At 70.6% G+C, this 22,865-nt stretch carries 22 protein-coding genes; 12 read left to right on the top strand and 10 right to left on the bottom strand.

Translation table 11 applies throughout. The features are described 5' to 3' along the window. Window positions 1-108: 108 nt before the first annotated feature. From AXK60_RS02845 to AXK60_RS02875, 7 genes are all read right to left on the bottom strand, one after another. Window positions 109-930 carry a bifunctional allantoicase/(S)-ureidoglycine aminohydrolase gene (locus tag AXK60_RS02845; protein WP_068569441.1) on the bottom strand — a complete coding sequence of 274 codons (822 nt, stop codon included), beginning with the start codon at window positions 928-930 and terminating at the stop codon, window positions 109-111. Continuing rightward, window positions 927-2,198, bottom strand: a complete 1,272-nt coding sequence (locus tag AXK60_RS02850) for a DUF6986 family protein (RefSeq protein ID WP_068569442.1) — start codon at window positions 2,196-2,198, stop codon at window positions 927-929. Before AXK60_RS02850 ends, AXK60_RS02845 begins: the two co-directional genes overlap by 4 nt. Window positions 2,199-2,334: 136 nt before the next feature. After that, complete coding sequence (guaD, locus tag AXK60_RS02855) at window positions 2,335-3,639, bottom strand: guanine deaminase (protein ID WP_068569443.1); 1,305 nt, start codon at window positions 3,637-3,639, stop codon at window positions 2,335-2,337. Further along, window positions 3,636-4,445: a xanthine dehydrogenase accessory protein XdhC gene (gene xdhC / locus AXK60_RS02860; protein ID WP_068569926.1), complete on the bottom strand. Its 810-nt coding sequence runs from the start codon at window positions 4,443-4,445 to the stop codon at window positions 3,636-3,638. The genes guaD and xdhC overlap by 4 nt, the downstream gene beginning before the upstream one ends. A gap of 7 nt (window positions 4,446-4,452) precedes the next feature. Beyond that, window positions 4,453-6,867, bottom strand: coding sequence for a xanthine dehydrogenase molybdopterin binding subunit (gene xdhB, locus AXK60_RS02865; RefSeq protein ID WP_068569444.1), 2,415 nt, complete (start codon window positions 6,865-6,867; stop codon window positions 4,453-4,455). After that, a complete protein-coding gene (locus tag AXK60_RS02870; protein WP_231855370.1) occupies window positions 6,864-8,348 on the bottom strand; it encodes a xanthine dehydrogenase small subunit in 1,485 nt (494 codons plus the stop codon). Before AXK60_RS02870 ends, xdhB begins: the two co-directional genes overlap by 4 nt. Before the next feature lie 233 nt (window positions 8,349-8,581). Then, window positions 8,582-10,066 carry an NCS2 family permease gene (locus AXK60_RS02875; protein ID WP_068569445.1) on the bottom strand — a complete coding sequence of 495 codons (1,485 nt, stop codon included), beginning with the start codon at window positions 10,064-10,066 and terminating at the stop codon, window positions 8,582-8,584. Window positions 10,067-10,521: 455 nt separating this feature from the next. Between AXK60_RS02875 and AXK60_RS02880 the strand changes: the two genes are divergently transcribed. The 8 genes from AXK60_RS02880 to hisI all read left to right on the top strand — a co-directional run bounded on the left by AXK60_RS02880 (window position 10,522) and on the right by hisI (window position 16,016). Next, window positions 10,522-11,286 carry an IclR family transcriptional regulator gene (locus tag AXK60_RS02880; RefSeq protein WP_068569446.1) on the top strand — a complete coding sequence of 255 codons (765 nt, stop codon included), beginning with the start codon at window positions 10,522-10,524 and terminating at the stop codon, window positions 11,284-11,286. Window positions 11,287-11,379: 93 nt separating this feature from the next. Continuing rightward, complete coding sequence (locus AXK60_RS02885) at window positions 11,380-12,318, top strand: NADP-dependent oxidoreductase (RefSeq protein ID WP_175399914.1); 939 nt, start codon at window positions 11,380-11,382, stop codon at window positions 12,316-12,318. Between the two features lie 73 nt (window positions 12,319-12,391). Further along, the gene (gene hisH / locus AXK60_RS02890; protein ID WP_068569447.1) at window positions 12,392-13,021 is read left to right on the top strand and encodes an imidazole glycerol phosphate synthase subunit HisH; all 630 of its coding nucleotides are present in this window, start codon (window positions 12,392-12,394) and stop codon (window positions 13,019-13,021) included. Further along, on the top strand, window positions 13,018-13,263 hold the full coding sequence (locus AXK60_RS02895; RefSeq protein ID WP_068982468.1) for a hypothetical protein: 246 nt from the start codon (window positions 13,018-13,020) through the stop codon (window positions 13,261-13,263). The genes hisH and AXK60_RS02895 overlap by 4 nt, the downstream gene beginning before the upstream one ends. A gap of 9 nt (window positions 13,264-13,272) precedes the next feature. Continuing rightward, a complete protein-coding gene (priA, locus tag AXK60_RS02900; protein ID WP_068569448.1) occupies window positions 13,273-14,007 on the top strand; it encodes a bifunctional 1-(5-phosphoribosyl)-5-((5-phosphoribosylamino)methylideneamino)imidazole-4-carboxamide isomerase/phosphoribosylanthranilate isomerase PriA in 735 nt (244 codons plus the stop codon). Continuing rightward, entirely contained in the window at window positions 14,007-14,870 is an 864-nt protein-coding gene (locus AXK60_RS02905) for an inositol monophosphatase family protein (protein WP_068569449.1), read from the top strand. Before priA ends, AXK60_RS02905 begins: the two co-directional genes overlap by 1 nt. A gap of 25 nt (window positions 14,871-14,895) precedes the next feature. Continuing rightward, window positions 14,896-15,672, top strand: a complete 777-nt coding sequence (gene hisF, locus AXK60_RS02910) for an imidazole glycerol phosphate synthase subunit HisF (protein WP_068569450.1) — start codon at window positions 14,896-14,898, stop codon at window positions 15,670-15,672. Beyond that, window positions 15,669-16,016 carry a phosphoribosyl-AMP cyclohydrolase gene (gene hisI / locus AXK60_RS02915; protein WP_068569451.1) on the top strand — a complete coding sequence of 116 codons (348 nt, stop codon included), beginning with the start codon at window positions 15,669-15,671 and terminating at the stop codon, window positions 16,014-16,016. Before hisF ends, hisI begins: the two co-directional genes overlap by 4 nt. 3 nt (window positions 16,017-16,019) lie before the next feature. Here hisI and AXK60_RS02920 read toward each other — a convergent pair whose 3' ends face one another. Continuing rightward, window positions 16,020-16,478 (bottom strand): peroxiredoxin, encoded by a 459-nt coding sequence (locus tag AXK60_RS02920; protein ID WP_068569452.1) that lies wholly within the window; start codon window positions 16,476-16,478, stop codon window positions 16,020-16,022. A gap of 37 nt (window positions 16,479-16,515) precedes the next feature. Between AXK60_RS02920 and AXK60_RS02925 the strand changes: the two genes are divergently transcribed. Genes AXK60_RS02925 through trpC form a run of 3 tightly spaced genes read left to right on the top strand, consistent with a single transcriptional unit; the run spans window position 16,516 to window position 19,620 of the window. Next, entirely contained in the window at window positions 16,516-18,072 is a 1,557-nt protein-coding gene (locus AXK60_RS02925; protein WP_068569930.1) for an anthranilate synthase component I, read from the top strand. Next, entirely contained in the window at window positions 18,069-18,761 is a 693-nt protein-coding gene (locus AXK60_RS02930; RefSeq protein WP_068569453.1) for a TIGR02234 family membrane protein, read from the top strand. Before AXK60_RS02925 ends, AXK60_RS02930 begins: the two co-directional genes overlap by 4 nt. Window positions 18,762-18,801: 40 nt before the next feature. After that, window positions 18,802-19,620 carry an indole-3-glycerol phosphate synthase TrpC gene (trpC, locus tag AXK60_RS02935; RefSeq protein ID WP_068569454.1) on the top strand — a complete coding sequence of 273 codons (819 nt, stop codon included), beginning with the start codon at window positions 18,802-18,804 and terminating at the stop codon, window positions 19,618-19,620. Window positions 19,621-19,648: 28 nt separating this feature from the next. Here the strand turns inward: trpC and AXK60_RS02940 are convergent, their stop codons facing one another. After that, complete coding sequence (locus tag AXK60_RS02940) at window positions 19,649-20,551, bottom strand: N-acetylglucosamine kinase (protein WP_068569455.1); 903 nt, start codon at window positions 20,549-20,551, stop codon at window positions 19,649-19,651. Further along, the gene (locus AXK60_RS02945) at window positions 20,548-21,987 is read right to left on the bottom strand and encodes a sugar porter family MFS transporter (RefSeq protein ID WP_068569456.1); all 1,440 of its coding nucleotides are present in this window, start codon (window positions 21,985-21,987) and stop codon (window positions 20,548-20,550) included. The genes AXK60_RS02940 and AXK60_RS02945 overlap by 4 nt, the downstream gene beginning before the upstream one ends. A 151-nt stretch (window positions 21,988-22,138) precedes the next feature. Between AXK60_RS02945 and AXK60_RS02950 the strand changes: the two genes are divergently transcribed. Then, entirely contained in the window at window positions 22,139-22,852 is a 714-nt protein-coding gene (locus AXK60_RS02950; protein WP_175399915.1) for a GntR family transcriptional regulator, read from the top strand. Window positions 22,853-22,865 lie beyond the last annotated feature (13 nt).

Below are 22,865 nucleotides of genomic sequence, written 5' to 3' on the forward strand. Positions count from 1 at the left end.
CACCTCCCGCAGGAGGCGGGACGCAACGGCGTCCGCGGTCCCACGGGCCGGAGACGACGGTGCCGCCTCCCGGGACTCCGGGAGGCGGCACCGTCGTACTGGCGTGCGTTACAGGGCGATCTGGCGGTTGACGTCCTTGTAGAGGAGGTAGCGGAAGTTCGACGGTCCGCCGGCGTAGCAGGCCTGGGGGCAGAAGGCGCGCAGCGACATGTAGTCGCCCTCCTGCACCTCCACCCAGTCACCGTTGAGGCGGTAGACCGCCTTGCCCTCGAGGACGAAGAGGCCGTGCTCCATGACGTGCGTCTCAGCGAACGGGATCGACGCGCCGGGCTCGAAGGTCACGATGTTGCAGTGCATGTCGTACGCGAGGTCCTGCGGGTCGAGGATCCGCGTCGTGCGCCACTTGTTGTCGGTGCCGGGCATCGCGGAGGGCTCGATGTCGCGCTCGTTGCCGACGGCGACCTTCGGGGTGTGGCCGGCGAGCGGCTCGTAGCGCTTGCGGATCCACTGGAAGACGGCGGCACCGTCGGCCTTGTTGGCGACGGACCAGGGCGTCCCGGCGGGGATGTACGCGTAGCCGCCGGAGGTGAGCGCGTGGGCGGTGCCGTCGATGGTCACCTCGAGCTCGCCCTGCGTGAGCAGGAGGAAGCTCTCGACCTCGGGCTGGGGCTCCGGAGCGTCGGAGCCGCCGCCGGGGGAGACCTCGACGATGGACTGCGCGAACGTGGTGGAGCCGCCGGCGACGGGGCGGTTGAGGACCCACGCGCGGGTGTTCGTCCAGCCCGGGAACACCGACGTGACGATGTCGCGCATGACGCCGCGGGGGATCACCGTGTACGCCTCGGTCACGATGGCGCGGTCGGTGAGCAGATCGGTCTGCGGCGGGTGCCCGCCCTGCGGCGAGTAGTAGAAGGGCTCGGTGGCGCTCATCGGTTCTCCTGGTTCTGGATGGGACGGTTCAGGGCGAGGTCGCGCACGGTGTCGACCGTGACCTCTGCGGCGGAGGCGACCTCGGCGGCGGTGACCGCCCCGCAGGTCACGCCGCGGTGGATGAAGGACGCCAGCGCGCGGGCCGTCGCGGGCTCGTCGAGGATGGCGGAATCGATCTTGTGCACGTAGTTGCGCAGTCGGGTCGCGGCGGCGTCGAAGCCCTCGCGGTAGAACGCGTAGGTCGCGAGGTAGCGGGTGACGAGCTGCGCGGGATGCAGGTCCCAGCCCTGGTAGATCCCGCGCTCGAGGTGGCGCCGGACCAGGCGCGCGTGCAGGCGCCAAGCGTCCGCGACGTGGGCGGGGTCGCCGATCGGGAGGATGTTCGTCGACCCGTCGGACAAGTGGACCCCGGTGCCCGCGACGGCGAGCTGCATGACGTTCTTCGCGTGGTCCGCTGCGGGGTGCTCCATCGACTGGTACTGCGCGGCGATGCCGAGCGATGCCGAGTAGTCGTAGGTGCCGTAGTGCAGCGAGCTGACGCGGCCCTGTCCGGCGTGGATGAGCCGGGCCACCGGGGCCGTGCCGTCCGCGCCGAGGATGACCTGCGGCGTCTCGACCTGCACCTCGAAGCGCAGGCGGCCGTCCGGCAGGCCGAGGGACTGCTCCAGCCGGCCCGCGACGTCCACCATCGCCTCGACCTGCGCGACGGTGGTGACCTTGGGCAGTGTCAGCGTCAGTCCCTCGGGGAGCGGGCCGGCCTCGACGAGCGCACCGAGGAACAGGTCCAGCGTGCGGAGGCCGCGCGCCCGGGTCGGCGCCTCGAAGCATTTGAACCGGATCCCGATGAACGGCGGGGCGACGCCGTCGGCGACCGACTTCGACACGGCCGCAGCGGCAGTGAGGACGTCCGCGTCCTCGGCCTCGTCGCCGCGATCGCCGTAGCCGTCCTCGAAGTCCAGGCGCAGGTCCTCGATCGGCTCCGTGCTGAGCTTGTGCCGGACCAGGTCGGCGAGCGCGGGATCGCCGGCCAGGCCCACGATCTCCGCCACCGCCGCGACGCCACCGGCCTCCTCGGCCGCGGCGATCGCGGCGACGCCCCACGTGCAGGCGGTGTCGGGGGTGAACCGGTCCGCCGGGATGTACGCGGTCTGGACCGGCTGCCGGCGGCCGTCATCGCCCGGGTAGCCGTGCGCCAACAGCGCATCGGTCTCCGCCAGCCGCCCCTCGATCGCGGCCAGAGCGTCGTCGGTGAGCGATCGAGTGGGCATGGGACCTCCAGTCGGTAAATGGAAAAGTAATTCCGTATGGTGGAGAATACGCCGATCCGTGTGGTCACACAAGGGTTTCGGAGGTTCCGCCGCGCACGTCGCGCGGGCCCGTTGCGCTCGCGCGGTGGACGGTGCGCTATCCGGCCGGGATCGCGGCCGGGATCACCGGTGCCTCGCCGCCGATCCACACGCGCGCGACGTCCGCGGCGGTGCCGAGCGAGAAGATCTTCGCGAGTGCGTTGTCCGCCGTCGCGGCCTGTCGCAGGCAGACGTCGAGCGGTTGTCCCGCTGCGGGACGGACGAGGATCGCATCGAACTGCCTCCCCACCGACAGGTCGCCGACGTCGTCGAGGCCGAGGGCCTGCGCGCCCGCACGCGTCGCGAGGTGTAGGAGGTGCGCAGCCGTGAGGGGGACACCGTCGCCCATGAGCAACTGCTGCATGAAGTACGCCTGCAGCCCCTCCTTGAACAGCGAGAACCCGCTCCCGGCACCGACATCGGTGCCCAGAGCCACCCGGACGCCGTGGTCGAGGTGGCGGCGCAGCGGGAAGGATCCGCTCGCGAGCGCCGAATTGGAAGTGGGGCAGTGCGCGACCGACGCCCCGGCGCCCGCCAGGAGAGTGAGTTCCGCGTCCGTCGGATGGGCGTTGTGGGCGAGGACGGAACGTTCGGTGATGAGCCCGTGCCGGTGGTACGTGTCGAGGTAGTGCGCCGATCCGGGGAAGAGCCCGGCGACGGCGGCGATCTCCGCGGGGTTCTCGTTCATGTGGGAGGTGAACCACAGCCCGGGCACGTCCTCCATGAGGGCGGCGCCGCTCGCCAGCATGTCCGGCGTCGTCGAGTACGAGAACCGCGGCGTCACCGCGTATCGGAGCCGGCCTCGGCCGTGCCATCTGTCGGCGAGGTCGCGGCCCTCCTTGTAGGACCGTTCCGGGGTGCTCAGCAGGGGCTCGGGCAGATTGTGGTCGCTCGTGACGAGCCCCGCGGTCATCCGGACGCCCACCTGTTCGGCCTCTGCGAAGAGCGCGTCGACGGCGTCGTGGAAGTGGGAGCCGAAGACGAGCGCCGTGGTGGTGCCGGCCGAGGCCAGCCCGGTGAGGAACTCCCTGGCCACCGTGCGGGCGTACCCGGGGTCCTCGAGGCGGCACTCCTCGGGGAGTGCGCACTGGTCCAGCCAGTCCAGGAGGGGCATGCCGAGCCCGCCGATCGCGCGGATCTGTGGGTAGTGGACGTGGGTGTCGACCATGCCGGGCAGGAGCACGCCGTCCCGGAGGTCGGCGACCTCCGCCGCGGGGTGGCGTTCGGCGACACCCCGGAAGCCTCCGCGATCGACGATCACGCCGGCCTCGACGGCGATGCCCGCGTCGTCGTCCGCACGGAGGGCTCCACCTGTGAACGGATCGTCGGGGGTGTCGAGGACGCGGCTGCGGTAGATGATCATGAGTGTTCTCCTGGAACGGATATCGGGAACCTGGCGAGGAGGTCGGCCGCCACGCTGACCGCGATGGTCGCGGGGTGCTTGCCGACGAGTGTGCTCAGCCCGATGGGGGATTGGATGGTGTCGATGGCCTCGGCGTCGTGGCCGGCTTCGGCCAGCAGGGTCCGGAATCGACTCCACTTCGCGGAGGAGCCGATGAGTCCGATGCTGCCCAGTCCGGGTGTGCGGAGGGCCTGGTCGCAGAGGTTGAAATCCTCGGCGTGGTCGTGGGTCATGATGAGGACGTGGGTGCCGACCGGCAGTTCTTCCAGCACCGATTCCGGGAGCATCGAGTGCCGGAGGTGCACGGTGGCCTCGCCCGGCTCGATCTGTGCCGCCGCCGTGAGCTGTTCGGGGCGGGAGTCGGTGAGGTGGAGCTCGATGTCCTGCCGGGACAGGATCCGCGCGAGTTCCATTCCCACGTGGCCGATTCCGAAGATCGCCACCGCCGGTACCACCGGCAACGGTTCGAGCATGATGACCACCTCGCCTCCGCAGCACTGTCGCCCGTGTTCGGTCCGGGCCTTGTCGTTGAGCCGGAGCGTCAGGGTCTCCGGCACCGTGACCCCGCCACGGATCATGGTCCGAGCGCGATCGATCGCGGTCAGTTCGAGATTGCCGCCGCCGATCGTGCCGAATTCGCCGTCCGCAGAGGCGATCATCTTCGCGCCGGCCTCCCGCGGGGCGTGGCCGCGGACGCCGATCTGGGTGATCAGCACGGCGGGTCGCCGGTCGCGGCGGAGGCGGGCGGCGTCGCCCAGCCAGGTCATGTCGACCTCAGCCGAGCGCCGCGGGGGCCGGGGCACGCGCGCCGATCGCGTCCGGGACCGCATCCCGACGGTGACCGTTCCGCTCCGGTCCGGCGGTGCGCGCGTTCTCGACCGCCCAGTACACGGCCTCCGGTGTGGCGGGCGAGGCGAGTTCGACGCTCGTTCCCGGAGGACCGAACGCGGCCGCCGCCTGACGGAGCGCCTCCCGGACGGAGAAGGCCAGCATGAGCGGCGGCTCGCCGACGGCCTTCGAGCCGTAGACCGCACCGTCCTCGTGGGCCTTGTCCAGCAGCGCGACCCGGAAATCAGGCGGCATCTCGGAGAAGCTCGGCAGCTTGTAGGTACTGGCGGACTGCGTGAGCAGCCGTCCGCGGGTGGGCCGGTCGCTCTCGTCCCACCGGAGGTCCTCCAGCGTCAGCCAGCCCGCGCCCTGCACGAACCCGCCCTCGATCTGGCCGAGGTCGATGAGCGGGGACAGGGAATCGCCGACGTCGTGGACGATGTCCACGCGGCGGAGCCGGTACGCGCCGGTGAAGCCGTCGACCTCGACCTCGCTCGCTGCCACACCGTAGGCGAAGTACTTGAAGGGCTCACCCTGCATGGCCTTCGCGTCCCAGTGCAGGCCCTCGGTGCGGTAGTAGCCGGAGGCCGAGAGCTGTACCCGCTGGAAGTACGCGGCGTGCACGACCTCCTCCCAGGTGAGCTTCGCCGAGGACGCGCCCAGCCCGCTGATCACGCCGTCGTGGAAGCGCACGTCGGACGGATTCGTGCCGAGGAGTCCGGCGGACACCGTCGCGAGCCGGTCGCGGATCTGCTCGCAGGCGTTCTTGACCGCACCGCCGTTGAGGTCGGCGCCGGAGCTGGCCGCGGTCGCCGAGGTGTTGGGCACCTTGTCGGTGCGCGTCGGGGCGAGCCGGACCCGCGACAGCGGTACGCCGAGCGTGGTAGCGGCGACCTGGAGCATCTTCGTGTGCAGCCCCTGGCCCATCTCGGTCCCGCCGTGATTGATCAGGACGGAGCCGTCCTTGTAGACGAGGACGAGCGCGCCGGCCTGATTGAACGCGGTGAGGTTGAACGAGATGCCGAACTTGACCGGCGTGAGGGCGAGCGCGCGTTTGGTGTGCGTGTGCGCCGCGTTGAACGCGTCGATCTCGGCCTCGCGCGCCTCGACATCGCCGGATGCGATGACCTGTTCCCACGCGGTCCGGACTCGGTCGGCGTGCCGGACCGGCTGGCCGTAGGGGGTGCTCTGGCCGTCGCCGTAGAAGTTGCGGCGCCGCAGTTCCCGTGCGGACAGGCCCAGCCGGGGCGCGCAGGCACCGAGGATGTCCTCGATGACCAGCATGCCCTGTGGTCCGCCGAACCCGCGGAACGCCGTCTGTGAGGTCTTGTGGCACTGGGCGATCCGTCCGTGCACCGCGATGTTCGGGATCCAGTACGCGTTGTCGATGTGGCACAGCGCCCGGGCGAGGACGGGCTCGGAGAGGTCGAGGCTCCAGCCGCCGTCGGCGGTGAGCGTCGACTCCAGGGCGGTGATGTGGCCGTCGTCGTCGAAGCCCACCCGCCACGTGGCGTGGAAGCCGTGCCGCTTGCCGGACATCGTCATGTCCTGGGTGCGGTCGAGCCGCAACCGGACCGGGCGCCCGGTCAGGGTCGCCCCGAGGGCGGCGATCGCGGCGAAGCCGTGCGGCTGCATCTCCTTGCCGCCGAACGCCCCTCCCATCCGGAGACATTGCACCGTGACGGCGTTGCTCGGCAGCCCGAGGACGTGCGCGACGATGTCCTGCGTCTCGGACGGGTGCTGCGTACTGGACTGCACGAAGATCTGGCCGGCCTCGTCGACCTGTGCGAGCGAGGCATGGGTCTCGAGGTAGAAGTGCTCCTGCCCGGCGAACTCGAACTCGCCGGAGAAGGTGCGCGCGGCGTGTGCGAACCCGGCCTCCGGATCGCCGCGGCGCACCGTCGGCCGAGCGCCGTGGAAGCTCTCCGCGGCGATCGCATCGCCGAGGGTGATCAGCGACGGGAGCGGCTCGAGTTCGAGCTCGACGGCAGCGGCGCCGAGGCGCGCGGCCTCCAGCGTCTCGCCGAGCACCCAGCAGACGGCGTGTCCGTAGAACATCACCTCGTCCTCTGGGAACAACGGCTCGTCGTGTTTGATGCCGGCATCGTTGACCCCGGGGACGTCGGCCGCGGTCAGCACGCGGACGACGCCGGGAACACGCAGGGCCGGCTCGGTGTTCAGTGCGACGATCCGGGCGTGGGCGCAATCGGACTGGACCGGGTGGGCGTGCAGCACGTCGCGGGTGCGCCCGACGAGGTCGTCGGTGTACAGGGCGGCGCCCGTCACGTGCAGGACGGCGCTCTCGTGCGGCACGTCCTGGCCGACGACGGCGTTCGCGGGGCGCTCGGACAGGTGGCTCATGACAGCTCTCCCCGGGCGACGGTGCCGGTCGACACGGTGGACTCGGCGTGGAGCTTCTCGAGGGAGCGGCCGAGCATCGCGGCGCGGTACCGCCCGGATGCGCGGTGGTCGTCCATCGGGGTGCCCTCCGCGCGGAGGATCTCGGCGGCGGCGAGCACCGTGTCGTGCGACCACGGGCGTCCGATCAGTGCCTGTTCGGTAGCAGTGGCGCGTAGTGGGGTGGCAGCGACACCGCCGAGGCCGATCGCGGCTCGGGTGATCGTGCCGTCGTCGATCGTCAGCGCGAACGCGACGGCGACGCTGGAGATGTCGTCGAAGCGGCGTTTGGCGATCTTGTGGAACGCCGTGACCGGACTGAGCGGCACCGGAATCCGCACCGCCTTGATCAGTTCGTCGGGGCGGCGCACCGTCTGCCGGTAGCCGGTGAAGTACTCCGACAGCGGGACCGAGCGCTCCCCGGACCGCGACGCGAGGATCAGCTGCGCCTCGAGGGCGAGCAACGCCGGTGGAGTGTCGCCGATGGGCGAACCGGTGCCGAGGTTGCCGCCGAGCGTGGCGGCGTTGCGGATGAGCCGCGACGCGAACTGCGGGAAGACCTTCGCCAGGAGTGGGATCCGGCCGTCCAGCCGTCGTTCGATCTCCGAGAGCGTGAGTGCGGCGCCGATCTCGACGGCGTCGGCGTAGACGTTCAGCTCGCGCAGTTCGGGAAGGCGGTCGATCGCCACGACGAGTGGTTCTCGGCGACCTTTGAGGTTCACGTCGACGCCGAAATCGGTGGAACCCGCCACCAGCACCGGGGATTCGTCCGCGGCCAGCAGGTCGAGCACATCGTCGAAGGAGGCGGGACGGAGGAATCGCCCGTGCGCGCTGTGGATCTCGGTCGGTTGCGGCTCCGGTGCGGGTTCGGCCCGCCGAGCGGCCAGTGGGTCGTCGTCGGCGGGTTCTGCGGGAAGTCCGTACGCCGCATCGCGGATCGGGCGGTATCCCGTGCAGCGGCAGAGGTTTCCGGACAGGGCGTGCAGGTCGAAGCCGTTGGGGCCGTGTTCCTCGTCGTGCGCGGGGCAGTCGTTGGATCCCTGCGGTGCGGAGGAGCTTTCGCAGGCGCGATCCGGCCGGTAGTACTCCGCCGCCATGCTGCAGATGAATCCCGGTGTGCAGTAGCCGCATTGCGATCCGCCGCGCAGTGCCATGGCCTGCTGGACGGGGTGCAACAGGTCGGGGGATCCGAGCCCCTCAGAGGTGATGATCTCCTGGTCGGCCAGTGCCGCAGCGGGGGTCAGGCAGGCGTTGATGGCCGTCCACCTGGTCCTATCCCCGGGTTCGTCGGGGTCGCCGGGACGGGCGACGAGGATGGAACACGCTCCGCACTCGCCCTCCGCGCAGCCCTCCTTGGCGCCGGTCAGGCCCTGGTCACGGAGCCAATCGAGTGTGCTCGTGTGGGCGGGTCCCGTGAAGGCGTGGGGTTCGCCGTTGACTGTCACACGACATCCGGTCAGCGTTTCGATCACCGCTGCATCCCTACTGAACCCGGGGACGGGTTCCGTCAGGCATGGTTCGTGTAGCTGAGCTGGACCGCTGGTTTTCCATGCGAACAGGGTCCAGAGCTTGATCATAGGTGACGCGAGTCACAGTGGGAAGAGTGTTTCGGAATTTTGTTTCCGCATCCCGGACTCGGTCGACCTACGGCGTGGCGACGTCGGTGCATATGTGCACGTCAGCCGCCTATCAGGGCCGTGATGGGTCCGCGGACGAAGTACAGGATGAACCCGACCGAGACGGCCCACAGGAGCCAATGCGCCTTCTGGCCGCGGCCGCTGAGCACGCTGAGCAGGGCCCAGGTGATGAAGCCGACGCCGATGCCGTTCGCGATCGAGTAGGTCAGCGGCATGGTCACGATCGTCAGGAACGCCGGCAGGGCTACCGAGAAGTGTGTGAAGTCGATCTCGCGGATCTGGGCGACCATCATCGAGCCGACGACGACGAGTGCCGCCGCGCCGACTTCCATCGGGATCACCCCGATGACCGGCGCGAAGAACATCGAGGCCAGGAACAACGCGCCGGTCACGCAGGCCGCGAGGCCGGTGCGTGCGCCCTCCGCGATGCCCGCGGCGGAATCGACGAAGACGGTGTTCGACGAGCCGGACGACGCGCCGCCGGCGACCGCGCCGAGGCCCTCGACGACGAAGGCGGATCGGATGCGGGGGAAGGTCCCGTCGGGCTGCCCGAGCCCCGCCTGCCGTGCGAGGCCGGTCATCGAGCCCATGGCGTCGAAGAAGTTGGTGAACACCAGGGTGAAGACCAGCATGGTCGCCGAGAGGGCGCCGATCCGCTCGAAGGCTCCGACCAGGTCGAACTGGCCGATCAGACCGAAATCGGGGAGGGCGACGACATGGCTCGGGAGCTCCGGTGCGCTCAGATTCCAGCCCTTGGGGTCGGGGTGATGAGGGTCGCCGACGGTGCCGAGCTTCGCGAAGTGCTGCACCACGATCGCGACCAACGTCGCGACGATCATGCCGATGAGGATCGCTCCGGGGATCCGCCGAGCGACCAGGACCGCGATGAGCAGCAGCGCGAAGATGAAGACCGCGGTCGGCAGAGCGTCGATCGATCCGTCGTGGCCGAGCTGCACCGGCGGGCCGGCGGGCGTCCGGGTCACGAAACCCGAGTTCACGAAGCCGATGAAGGCGATGAACAGGCCGATTCCGACGGTGATCGCCGTCTTCAGCTCCGCCGGAACCGCGCGGAAGATCGCGGTCCGGATACCGGTGGCGCCGAGGACCACGATGATCACGCCGTTGATGATCACGAGCCCCATCGCCTCCGGCCAGGTCACGTCTTTGACCACCGCCACCGCGAGGAAGGAGTTCATGCCGAGGCCCGCTGCCAGGGCGAAGGGCAGGCGAGCGACCAGGCCGAACAGGATGGTGATGACGCCCGCAGTCAGGCCGGTCACGGCGGTGACCTGGACGAATCCCAGTGTGCCCTGGGCGGCGTCGGCCGAGCTGCTGAGGATCAAGGGGTTGAGCACGACGATGTAGGCCATCGCGACGAAGGTGACCAGGCCGCCGCGGATCTCCCGCGGAACGGTCGACCCGCGACGGGTGATCTCGAAGAATCTGTCCAGAACGCCGGTGCCGGGCGAGCCGGTGGTCGGCGGTTCGACGCGTTCGTCGGCCGCGTCCTTCTGTGAGCTGGTCATGATGGTCCTCTCGGTCCGAAACGGGGGAGTGGCACCCGTCGGCGCAGATGCTCCGGCGGAGCGGCGAAGATGCTGGAAGTCGATCGAAGACGATCGTCGGGCGGCGCAGAATGCGGTTCCGCCTTCCGGAATTGTGATTCCGGTCACGTCGAGTGAAACACGCCGTCGCGGGGCTGTCAAGAACATGTTCAGGGAAGAGTTGGTGTGACATGTGCGGTGCGACAACGGGTGCCGCCATCGCTGCGGAGTCGAGCCCGCGTCGCGGCAGTGAATGCGGACGGAGCGGTTCCGGGATGCGGACCAACGGTTCCGCAGGGGAGATGTGGTCGAGGTGATGGTCAGGTGCGCGATCGGAAACCGATACCGCGATACGGAACATTGAACGGAATGAATGTGGGTAGTCTCGATACGGAACAGTAGGTTTTGCACGGTGCATCGCACGGTAGGGGGAGCGCATGGCGGGGAAGTCCACGACCGGAGTGCAGTCCGTCGAGCGCGCCTTCGAGTTGCTCGAGCTCATGGGGCGAGCGGGCGGCGAGTGCTCATTGAGTGAACTCTCGGCCGGCACGCCTCTCCCGCCGCCGACCATCCACCGGCTGCTGCGCACCCTCGTCGGGATCGGGTACGTCCGGCAGCTGCCCAACCGACGGTACGCACTGGGGCCGCGCCTGATCCGGCTCGGCGAGGTCGCGAACCGTCAGCTCGGCGCGGTCGCCGTGCCGGTCCTGCAGTCGCTCGTCGACGAGCTGGAGGAGACCGCGAGTCTCGCGGTCCTCGACGGTGACATGGTCATCTACACGGGGCAGGTGCCCTCACCCCACAGCATGCGCACCAACAACGAGGCGGGTCGCCGCGTGAACCTGCACAACAGCGGGGTCGGCAAGGCGGTGCTCGCCGAGCTCGACGACGCGCGGATCGTCAAGCTCGTCGGTCAGGCGGGCATCCCCGCCCCGACGCCGCACAGCGTCAGCACCCTGTCGGGTGTGTTCGCGGAGGTCGAGACCGTCCGAGCGCGCGGCTACTCGATCGACGACGAGGAGCAGGAGGTCGGCGTCCGCTGCTTCGCCATGGCCGTGCCCGGCGCGCCCACCCCGATGGCCGTCGGCATCTCGGGCCCGGTGTCGCGCCTGGGTGAGGGCTTCGAGGAGCGCGCCATCCCCGCGCTGCAGCGCGCCACCGCCATCATCTCCGATGCGCTGATCGGCGCCCGCGAGTTCTGATCCGGACGCCCCGCGGATGGTCCCTGCACCAGACCTTCCGATCACAGTGAGTCGTGACGGAATGGCGCCCGCCTGTCACCCGTTGAGCACAGCATGACGACAGCAGTGGTGGCCACGGCGTTCGGAGGACCCGAGGTCCTCGAGGTGATCGATGAGCAGCTCCCCGCGCCCGGGGTGGGGCAGGTGGTCGTCGAGGTGCGTGCCGTCGGGGTGAACCCGATCGACTACAAGCGGTACAGCGGGGCGTTCGGCGACGATCCGTCGACACTGCCCCAGCGGCTCGGACTGGAGGCGTCGGGTGTGGTGACAGCCGTGGGTCCCGACGCAGTGGGGCCTCAGGGGCCGATCACCGTGGGCGATGAGGTGGTGGTCTACGCCCCGGGCGTCTACGCCTCGGCCGTCGTCGTTCCCGCTGCCGCGGTGCTTCCCAAGCCCGCAGGCCTGGTCTGGGAGCACGCGGCGGGCATACTGGCCACCGGCCTCACGGCGTGGGACGCGCTGGAGCGAATCCGGCTGCAGGAGGGCGAGACCGTCGTGATCCACGGCGCGGCCGGTGGCGTCGGCCTTCTCGCGGTGCAGCTCGCGAAGGCGCGCGGCGCCACCGTGATCGGCACTGCACGCGAGGTCAACCACGACTACCTCCGGAGCCTCGGCGCGACCCCGGTCGTGTACGGACACGGACTGGTCGAGCGCGTCCGCGAGGCTGCCCCGGGAGGGGTCGATGCGGCGATCGACACCGTCGGGACCGATGAGGCCGCGGACGTCTCGCTCGAGCTCGTTCCGGAGAAGCAGCGCGTCGTGACGATTGCGGGGTTCGAGCGCGCCGCTCGGGACGGCTTCGTGGCGATCGGTGGGCCCGATCCTGAGAGCGCACGAATCCGCGAGTCGGCGCGGATTCCGCTGTTGGAGCTCGCGGACGCCGGCACCGTGGTGACCGTGATCGCGAAGACCTTCCCGCTGGCCGAGGCCGCGCGGGCGCACACCGAGCTCGCGGCGTCGCACGCCAGCGGGAAGTTCATCCTCATACCGTGACCGGGTGACCGGGTGACCGGGTGACCGGATACTCCGGTGCGGGCCGCGGCGCGCGCCGATTAGGCTGGAAGACATGAAGAAGGTGGCGATCCTCGACTACGGCTCCGGCAACATCCGGTCCGCGCATCGCGCGATGGAGCGGGCCGGGGCGGAGGTCACCGTCACCGCCGATCCGAAGATCGCCCTCACCGCGGACGGGCTCCTGGTTCCCGGAGTGGGTGCGTACGAGGCGTGCATGGCGGGCCTGAAGTCGGTGCAGGGCGACCGGATCATCGGCGAGCGTCTCGCGGGCGGCCGACCGGTCATGGGGATCTGCGTGGGCATGCAGATCCTGTTCGACAAGGGCATCGAGTTCGGCGTCGAGACCGACGGCTGCGGGGAGTGGCCCGGCACCGTCGAACGGCTGCAAGCGGAGGTCGTGCCGCACATGGGGTGGAACACCGTCGAGGCCCCGCAGGGCTCGCGCCTGTTCGCGGGCACCGACGCCGACACCCGGTACTACTTCGTGCACTCGTACGCCGTGCAGCGGTGGGAACTCGACATCGCCGACCACATCCGCGCGCCCAAGGTCACCTGGGCGGACCACGGCGGCCGGTTCGTGGCGGCCGTCGAGAACGGGCCCCTGTGGGCCACCCAGTTCCACCCGGAGAAGAGTGGCGACGCCGGCGCGATCCTCCTGAAGAACTGGGTGGACACCCTGTGACCGGTAAGCGCGGCCTGTCCCTGGGACGGCTCGCGCTGTTCTCGCTCGGCGCGGCGGTCGCCGTTCTCGCGGTCGCCGTTGTGCTGCTCAACGTGCTGCGTCCGAGCCCGGCGATCGGGCTGTTGATCGTGGGGCTCGGCCTCGTCGGTGCCGTCGCCGCGATGGGCTTCGTGTCCAACCGCATCGTCGGGCGGGCCGCGGCCGGGCGGGACGACGAAAATCCCGACGACACGACGCATTAGACTGGCCGCGTGAGTCTGGTACTTCTTCCCGCAGTCGATGTCGCCGACGGTCAGGCCGTCCGCCTGGTTCAGGGGGAGGCCGGCAGCGAGACGGCCTACGGATCGCCGCGCGATGCCGCCCTCGCCTGGCAGAACGACGGGGCCGAGTGGGTGCACCTCGTCGACCTCGATGCGGCCTTCGGGAAGGGCTCCAATCGTGAGCTCCTGGCCGGCGTGATCGGCGAGCTGGACGTCAAGGTGGAGCTGTCCGGCGGCATCCGCGACGACGACTCCCTCGCGGCGGCCCTCGCCACCGGCTGCGCCCGCGTCAACCTCGGCACCGCGGCGATCGAGAACCCGCAGTGGTGCGCCAGCGCGATCGCCCGGTACGGCGACAGGATCGCCGTCGGCCTCGACGTCAAGCAGATCGACGGCCAGTGGCGCCTGCGCGGACGCGGCTGGGTCACCGACGGCGGCGACCTCTGGGAGGTGCTCGCGCGCCTCGACGAGGACGGCTGCAGCCGCTACGTCGTCACCGATGTCTCGAAGGACGGCACGCTCACCGGTCCCAATCTGGATCTGCTGGCGGCCGTCGCGAACGCCACCGATGCGCCCGTCGTCGCGTCCGGCGGCATTTCCGCACTCGAGGACCTCACCGCCATCGCGACGCTCGTGGACGCGGGCGTCGACTCCGCGATCATCGGCAAGGCCCTGTACGCGGGCCGCTTCACCCTGCCCGAGGCCCTGGCGGCGGTGTCGCGCTAGTGGCCGGATTCCCCGCAGGCTTCTTCAGCGACCCGGATCGGCTCCTGGCGCTGGCGGGCGAGGCGCTCGACGCGGCCGCGCCCCGATTCGTCGAGGGTGTAGGAGCTCCCGCCTCGGTCGCCAAGGGCCCGGCCGATTTCGCCACCGACCTCGACCTCGAACTCGAACGCCGGATCGCGGGCGCCGTCGCCGAGTCCACCGGGGTGCCCGTGCACGGCGAGGAGTACGGCGGCCCGGCGGTCGACGAGGGCACCGTCTGGGTGCTCGACCCGATCGACGGAACGTTCAACTACTCCGCCGGCTACCCGGCCACCGGGACGCTGCTCGGCCTGCTGCACGACGGGAGACCGGTCGCCGGGCTCGCCTGGTTCCCCCTGGTCGGGGACTCCTTCTCCGGTCATGTGCAGGGCCCGGTCCGCAACCGAGGCAAGGACGTGCCGCCACTGGGCGATGGTGGGCTCGACGACGCGATGATCGCGGTCGGCAGCTTCAGTCGAGGCAGCAACGGGCACTTCCCGGGCGACTACCGCTACGCCATCCTCGGCGAGGTGTCACGCCGGGTTGCGCGGGTCCGGCAGTTCGGGTCGACGGGCGTCGACCTCGCCTACACCGCGGCGGGCGTGCTCGGGGGTGCCGTCGTGTTCGGGCACCATCCCTGGGACAACGCCGCCGGTGCCGCCCTGGTGCTCGCGGGCGGCGGTCGCGTGACCGACCTCGCGGGCGAGGAGTGGCACGTCGGTGCAGATTCGGTGCTCGCCGGGTCGCCCGTCGTCCACGACGAGCTGCTGGCCGTCGTCCGCTCGGTCGGCGCACCGTCGGACTACCGCGGCGACCCGGGGCACTCCGGAACCCTCAGCTACTGAACCACTTTCGAAGGAGGCGGAACCGATGACGGTGGCCGTGCGCGTGATCCCGTGCCTGGACGTCGACGACGGGCGCGTCGTCAAGGGCGTCAACTTCCAGAACCTGCGCGACGCGGGCGATCCCGTTGAGCTCGCGGCCGCGTACGACGCGCAGGGCGCCGACGAGCTGACCTTCCTCGACGTCACCGCGTCGAGCTCGGGCCGCGGGACGATGCTGGAGGTCGTGCGTCGTACCGCGGAGCAGGTGTTCATCCCGCTCACCGTCGGCGGCGGCGTGCGCTCCGTCGAGGACGTCGACACCCTGCTCCGCGCCGGCGCCGACAAAGTGTCCGTCAACACCGCCGCGATCAATCGGCCCGAACTGCTCAAAGAGCTGTCGAACCGGTTCGGCAGCCAGTGCATCGTGCTCTCCGTCGACGCGCGCACCGTGCCGGAGGGGGAGGAGCCGACACCGTCGGGCTGGGAGGTGACCACGCACGGCGGGCGCAAGGGCACCGGTCTCGACGCCATCGAATGGGCCCGCCGCGGTGAGGAACTCGGCGTCGGGGAGATCCTCCTCAACTCCATGGACGCCGACGGCACCAAGGCGGGATTCGACCTGCGGATGATCGGCGCGGCCCGCGCAGCGGTGCACATCCCCGTCATCGCCTCCGGCGGCGCCGGCGCGGTCGACCACTTCGCCCCCGCCGTCGAGGCCGGCGCCGACGCGGTGCTCGCTGCCAGCGTCTTCCACTTCGGGGACATGACGATCGGGCAGGTCAAGGCCGAGATGGCCACGCACGGTCTGGTGGTCCGACGGTGACCGCGCTCGACGGGGAGATCGCCGCACGGCTCAAGCGCAACGCCGACGGGCTCGTCGCCGCCATCGCCCAGGAGGAGGGCACGGGCGACGTGCTCATGATGGCGTGGATGAACGACGAGGCGCTCGCGCTCACCCTCGCCACCCGCAAGGGCACCTACTACTCGCGATCCCGGAAGCAGCTGTGGGTCAAGGGCGAGACCTCGGGCCATGTGCAGGAGGTCCGCGACGTCCGGCTCGACTGCGACGGGGACACCGTCCTCCTCACCGTCCGGCAGACGGGGCCGGCCTGCCACACCGGCACGCACACCTGTTTCGACGGCGATCTTTTGCTCGGTCGGGAGTGAGAGCTACGCGCTGAGCGTGCGGAGGAAGGCGAGCGTCTCCTCGACGTGCGCCACCGCCCGCAGCTCGCCGATCACGATGTGCAGCACGGTCCCGTCGGTGTCGATGAGGAAGGTCCGCCGCTTGACGGGGGCCACAGCGTACCGCCCCCGCAGGACGTCGTACTCGGCCGCGACGGCACCGTCGGCGTCGGTGAGCAACGGGAAGCCGGGCTCCATGACGTCGGCGAAGGCCTGCGTCCGGGCCGCCGGGTCCATGCTGATGCCGATCCGCGCCGTGCCGCGCCGGTCGAACTCCTCGCCCGCCGCGCGGAACCGATCGACCTCGGCGACGCAGACGGGCGAACCCGCCGTGAGGTAGAAGAAGACCGCGGCGCGGCCGTCGCCGCGGAGCTCGGACAGGGTGCGGACGGTGCCGGTGCGGTCGGGGAGTGCGAACTCGGGGGCCTGCTGGCCTATGCGCATGGCCACGAACCTACCGGCGCTGGGATACTGGCAGGCGATGAGTACCGCACAGCAGCCGAACCTGCAGCCCGACGGCGCGACCACCAGCGCGGACGAGTTCCGCGCGCTCGCGGACCGGCACCGCGTGGTGCCCGTGATCCGTACGGTCCTCGCCGACGCGGAGACCCCGTTGTCGGCGTATCGCAAGCTCGCCGGGGGCCGTCCCGGCACCTTCCTGCTGGAGTCCGCCGCGGCGGGGCAGTCCTGGAGCCGATGGTCGTTCGTCGGGGCGCCGGCGCCGTCCGCGCTGACCGTCGTCGACGGTGCCGCCACCTGGATCGGGAAGGCGCCGGCCGGCGCACCGTCGGGCGGCGATCCGATCGAGGCCCTGGGCGAGGTGCTGCGGCTCCTGAGTTCCGAGCGGATCGAGGGATTGCCACCGCTGAACGGCGGCATGGTCGGCTACCTCGCCTACGACGCCGTGCGGCGCCTGGAGCGGCTGCCCGACACCACGGTCGACGACCTGCACCTGCCCGAGATGGTGTGGCTGCTGGCCACCGATCTCGCGGCGATCGACCATCACGAGGGCACGATCACGCTCATCGCCAACGCGGTGAACTGGGACGGCTCCGCGGACCGGGTCGACGAGGCGTACGCGGACGCCGTCCACCGGCTCGACGCCATGGAGGCGGCGCTCGCGGCGCCCCTGGCCTCGTCGGTCGCGTCGTTCACCCGGCCCGAGCCGGACGTGACGGCCCAGCGGACCGTCGAGGAGTACAGCGCGATCGTCGAGAAGCTCGTCGGCGACATCGAGGCCGGCGAGGCGTTCCAGGTGGTGCCCTCGCAGCGCTTCTCCGTGCCCTCGGAGGCCGACCCGATCGACGTCTACCGCGTGCTGCGCGCCTCGAATCCGAGCCCGTACATGTACCTGGTGCAGGTCCCGGCGCCGGACGGCTCGCTCGCGTTCTCCATCGTCGGGTCGAGTCCGGAGGCGCTGGTCACGGTGTCCGACGGTGTCGCCACCACGCACCCGATCGCGGGGACCCGCTGGCGCGGTGCGACCGCGGAGGAGGACCTGCTGCTGGAGAAGGACCTGCAGGCCGACGAGAAGGAGAACAGCGAGCACCTGATGCTCGTGGATCTCGGCCGCAACGACCTCGGCCGTGTCTGCACGCCGGGCACCGTCCGGGTCACCGACTACCGCCGGATCGAGCGGTACAGCCATGTCATGCACCTGGTCTCGACGGTGTCCGGTGACCTCGCGGACGGCAGGCAGGCCCTCGACGCGGTCGCGGCGTGCTTCCCGGCGGGCACCCTCACCGGTGCGCCGAAGGTCCGGGCCATGGAGCTCATCGACGAGGCCGAGATCACCCGCCGCGGTCTGTACGGTGGCATCGTCGGGTACCTCGACTTCGCCGGCGACGCGGACACGGCGATCGCCATTCGCACCGCGGTCCTCAAGGACGGGACGGCGTACGTGCAGGCGGGTGGCGGCGTCGTCGCCGACTCGGTGGGTGAGTACGAGTACAACGAGTCGCGCAACAAGGCGCTCGCCGCGCTCAAGGCGGTGGCGGCGGCGAACACCATGCGCGCGGTCTCGGAGGAGGCACGATGAACGCGAAACGGAACCTGGCACTGGTCGCGCTCCTGCTGGCCGGCGCAGCGGGCGCCGCGTGGGGCGCGGGCCGGATGTCGTGGATGGGCGTCACCCTGACGGACGGGCTGACGGACGCACGAACGATGGAGGTCGCAGGGCACACCTGGGCGCCCGCGCTGTCCGCGCTGTGGCTGGTCTTCCTCGCGGCCATCGCGGCCGGGCTGGCGCTCAAGACGTGGGCTCGGGCGCTGGTGGCGCTGATCGTCGCGGCGGCCGCGATCGGCACGGCGTATCCCGCGCTGACGGTGCTGACCCAGGAGCCCGACATCGGCTACCTGGAGAAGATCCTGCGCGGCGACGCGGTGATGGGCAACAAGGACTACATCTCCGCGGTCGCCAAGACCGCGGGGGGCCCGTCCGTGGCGCTGGTCGCGGGTCTCCTCGCCGTCGTCGCCGCGGCGCTGTTGGTGCGCGGCCTCCGCGCCGGCGGGATGGGGTCGAAGTACGTCTCGCCCGCGGCGCGTCGCGCCCAGCTGGAGCAGCGGGTGTTCGACGATGCCGCGGTGGAGGAGGCGTCGGAGCGGGACCTCTGGGACGCCCTCGACGGTGGCGAGGACCCGACGACCACCGGCGCCGCCGAGGCGGGTCGAGTGGAGAGCTCGTCACGCGAGGGGGCCGCGCCCGACCGCCCGCGGACGGAGGGCTAATCTTGGACCACGCTGCACGCTCCACGAAAGGCCCGCTGCCGTGACATCACCCACTGTTCTCGACTCGATCATCGAGGGTGTGCGCGCGGACGTGGCGGCCCGTGAAGCCCTCCTCGACCTCGCCGCCGTGAAGGCCGCCGCGAAGGCCGCGGAACCCGCGCTCGACGCCACCGCCGCGCTGCGCGCGCCCGGTATCGCGGTCATCGCGGAGGTCAAGCGGGCCAGCCCGTCGAAGGGCGAGCTCGCGGGCATCGCGAATCCCGCCGCGTTGGCGTCGGAGTACGAGGCCGGGGGAGCGCGTGCGATCAGCGTGCTCACCGAGGAGCGCCGGTTCAAGGGCTCGCTGGCCGATCTGGACGCGGTGCGCGACCGGGTCCGGATCCCTGTGCTGCGCAAGGATTTCATCGTGTGCCCGTATCAGATCCACGAGGCTCGTGCCCACGGTGCGGATCTGGTGCTGCTCATCGTCGCGGCGCTGGAACAGCCCGTGCTCGTGTCGCTGCTCGACCGCGTGGAGTCGCTCGGCATGACGGCCCTCGTCGAGGTGCACACGGAGGACGAGGCCGACCGCGCGCTCGAGGCGGGTGCCACCGTGATCGGCGTCAACGCCCGCAACCTCAAGTCCCTCGACGTCGACCCCGAGACCTTCGGCCGCATCGCGCCCGGCCTGCCCTCGTCGGTGATCAAGATCGCCGAGTCGGGCGTGCGCGACAGCCACGACCTCCTCACCTACGCGGGCCAGGGCGCCGACGGCGTGCTGGTCGGCGAGGGACTGGTGACGGCGGGCGACCCGCGGACCGCGGTCGCCGACCTCGCCACCGCGGGCTCGCACCCCAGCTGCCCGCGCCCCGCGCGATGATGCGCTGACGCGGGGCAGCCGCACGGACTCAGGTCTTCGCGGAGTTGCGACGCTCGAGCTCGCGCAGGGCGATCTGGATGGCGCCGCGGACGGGGTCGACGGTGAGCACCCGCAGGTCGGAGACGCCCCGCATCCCCAGGTGGTGCCGAACACGGCGCTGCAGTGCGGGCTGGTGCACGGCGAGGCCGCCCGCCAGGACGACGGGGCCCGCCGAGCCGATGCGATCCGCGACGGACAGCGCGATGTCGGTCAGGGCGATCGCCGCCTGGTCCACGATGTCCGTGCTCACCGGGTCGCCCGACTGCGCCAGCTCGAAGACGACCCGGGCGCGTCCGGCCCAGTAGCGTCGCTCGGGCTGCGCGTAGAAGTGGTCGAGCAGCTCGTCGGTGTCCTGCAGGCCGCAATCGGCCGCGAGCTGCTGGCCGAGGTGATCCGCGGGCTCCTCCCGATCGATCCGGATGAGAGTGCGGCGCACCGCCTCCTTGGCCACCCAGTAGCCGCTGCCCTCGTCCCCGAGCAGGTAACCCCAGCCGCCGGCGCGGGCGTGCTTGTCGCCCGCCCGGCCCCACGCTACGGCGCCCGTACCGGAGATCACCGCGATGCCGTCGCGGACGCCCGCTGCGGCGAGGATGAGCTGGCTGTCGTGCACAACGCGGACGCGGGCGCCGGGGATCCGGTCCGCGAGCAGCCGGGTCAGCGTGGCCGCCCCCGCCGGTGTCTCGACGCCGGCGGCGCCGGCGCACACGGCGCCCACGCCCTCGACGCCGAGCCGGGCGAGCGCGATGTCGAGCTGGCGACCGGCCTCGGCCTGGCCCACCGACGCGATGTTCGCGCTCCCCGCGAGGGCCTCGGCCACGACCACGCCGTTCTCCGCGCGGACCGCCTGCGTCTTCGAGCCTCCGATGTCGAGGCCGATCACCGCGGTGTTCACTTGACCGCGACCTCCGCCTGACCGGCACCGGGCTCGCCGGTCGTGGTCGGCCACTTGCCGCCGTTCTCCCAGTAGTGCTGGATGTCCTCGAGCTTGCGGCCCTTCGTCTCCGGGGCGAACTTGAGCACGAACAGGAAGGCGAGGACCGACATGACGCCGAACAACGCGAAGGTGCCGGTGCCGCCGAGCAGCTTGCTGTGCAGCATCGTCAGGGTGAGCTGGGCGACGATCGCGTTCGCGACCAGGTCGGAGGTGAGCATGGCCGACGAGCCGTAGGCGCGCAGGCGAGCGGGGAAGGCCTCGCCGGCGTACACCCAGACGAGCGAGCCGAAGCCGAACGAGAAGCCGATGGTCACGAGTACGAGGCCGGCGAAGCCCACCACGCTGGCGGTCTTATGGGTCTCGAAATCTCCGTCCGCCATCTGATACGCGGTGATCATCACGACGAACGCCAGGATCATCGTGCCGATGCCGCCGAGCAGGATGGGGCGACGACCGAAGCGGTCGATGGTGAAGATCGAGATGATCACGGCGAGCAGGCCGAAGAGCTGCACGAAGGCGGGCAGCATGTACGTGCCGAAGTTGTCCTTGAATCCCATCGACTTGAAGATGTCGGGGCTGTAGTTGACGATCGCGTTGATGCCGGTGATCTGGATGAAGAAGCCGAGCACGACGACGAAGAACGTGGCCCGGAGATAGGGCTGGCGGAACAGCTGGCTGAGCTTGCCGCCGGACTCGTCCGACAGTTGCGCGCGCATCTCGGCGATCTCGGCGTCGATCTCCGCGGCGGAGGCGGTGGGTTCGACAGCGGCGAGAGTGGTGCGTGCCTCCGCCTCGCGGCCGCGGGTCATGTACCAGCGAGCGGTGTCGGGCAGGCGGAGCAGGACCAGGCCGACCAGAATCGCGGGAACCGCGGCGATACCGAGCATCCACTGCCACGCGTGCTGCTGGTCGGCGAGGAGGAAGCCGAAGACGTAGCCCAGGATGATGCCGAAGATCGTGGCGAACTGATAGGTCACGAGCATCGCACCGCGCCGTTTCGCCGGTGCGGATTCCGCCACGAAGACCGGCACGACCACCACTGAGATGCCGACGGTCAGTCCGAGGAGGAACCGGGCGGCGTACAGCGTCACGAGCCACGGCGACAGCGCCCCGAGCAGGGCGAACACGGTGTAGCCGGCGGCGACGGAGACCATCGCCTTCTTGCGGCCCACCTTGTTGGCGAACCAGCCGCCGACGATGGCGCCGAGGATCTCGCCCACGATGACCACGGTGACCAGTGCCTGCGTGGCAGTGTCACCGAGATGGAAGTCCGTGGCGATGAAGTCCTTCGCCGCGGCGATGTTCGACGTGTCGTATCCGTAGATGACGCCGAGGCTCGCTGCTGCGACGCCGACGAGGACTGCGCTGGACTTGGCAGCCTGCCTACCGCTCATGCTCTCTCCTTGAGGTCCGCCCAAGTGGTCTACACCACTTGGGGTTGATCAAGAGTGGCATAGACCACTTGTACCGTCAAGGGGTAGTGTGGAACACATGACGATCCCTCGCGCGAGGCACACCGAGCCGCCCCGTTATTTTCGCGCGAAGATGGAACTGCAACGACGGATCGGCGATTTGGGGCACGGCGACACGCTGCCGGCCGAGCGCAGGCTCGCCGAGGAGCTCGGCGTCTCGCGCACGACGCTCCGAAAGGCCCTCGCCGAGCTGTCCGCGGAAGGCGTGTTGCGCCGCGAACACGGCAGCGGGACGTACGTCGCGCCGCCGAAGGTGGTGCGGGTGCGTCAACTGACCTCGTTGAGCGAGGATGTCGGCGTCGACGGCAAGACGGTCGATTCGCGGGTGCTGGCGTGCGACCACGTCCCGGCGGACGCGGAGACGCAGGCCGCGCTCGAGCTGTCGCGCGGGGCGCGCGTGTACCGGGTGACGCGGCTGCGCATCGTCGACGACGAGCCGCTCGCCATCGAGATCGCCCACCTGCGCGGACCGCTGCGCGGGCTCGCGGGGCGGTTGGCGGAGGACGGTGCCTCGCTGTACGAGGCGCTGCGCGTGCACTACTCGCGGGAGATCGCAGCGGTGGAGGACACGGTGGAGACGGCGCTGGCGTCTCCGGACGAGGCGGAGCTGCTGGCGGTGCCGACGGGGCATCCGATGCTCATGGTCCACCGCCTGGGGCGCGGGGTGGACGGTGTGGCCCTCGAGTGGACGCGCAGCGTCTACCGGGGGGACCGGTTCAAATTCGTGGCCCGTGCGACGAGTCCGACCGCGACGACGGGCGTCGCGGCCGAACCCGCTGCGAGCTGACGGTGGTGTGGGG

The organism is Tsukamurella pseudospumae (assembly GCF_001575195.1).
In the GTDB taxonomy this organism is placed as follows: domain Bacteria; phylum Actinomycetota; class Actinomycetes; order Mycobacteriales; family Mycobacteriaceae; genus Tsukamurella; species Tsukamurella pseudospumae.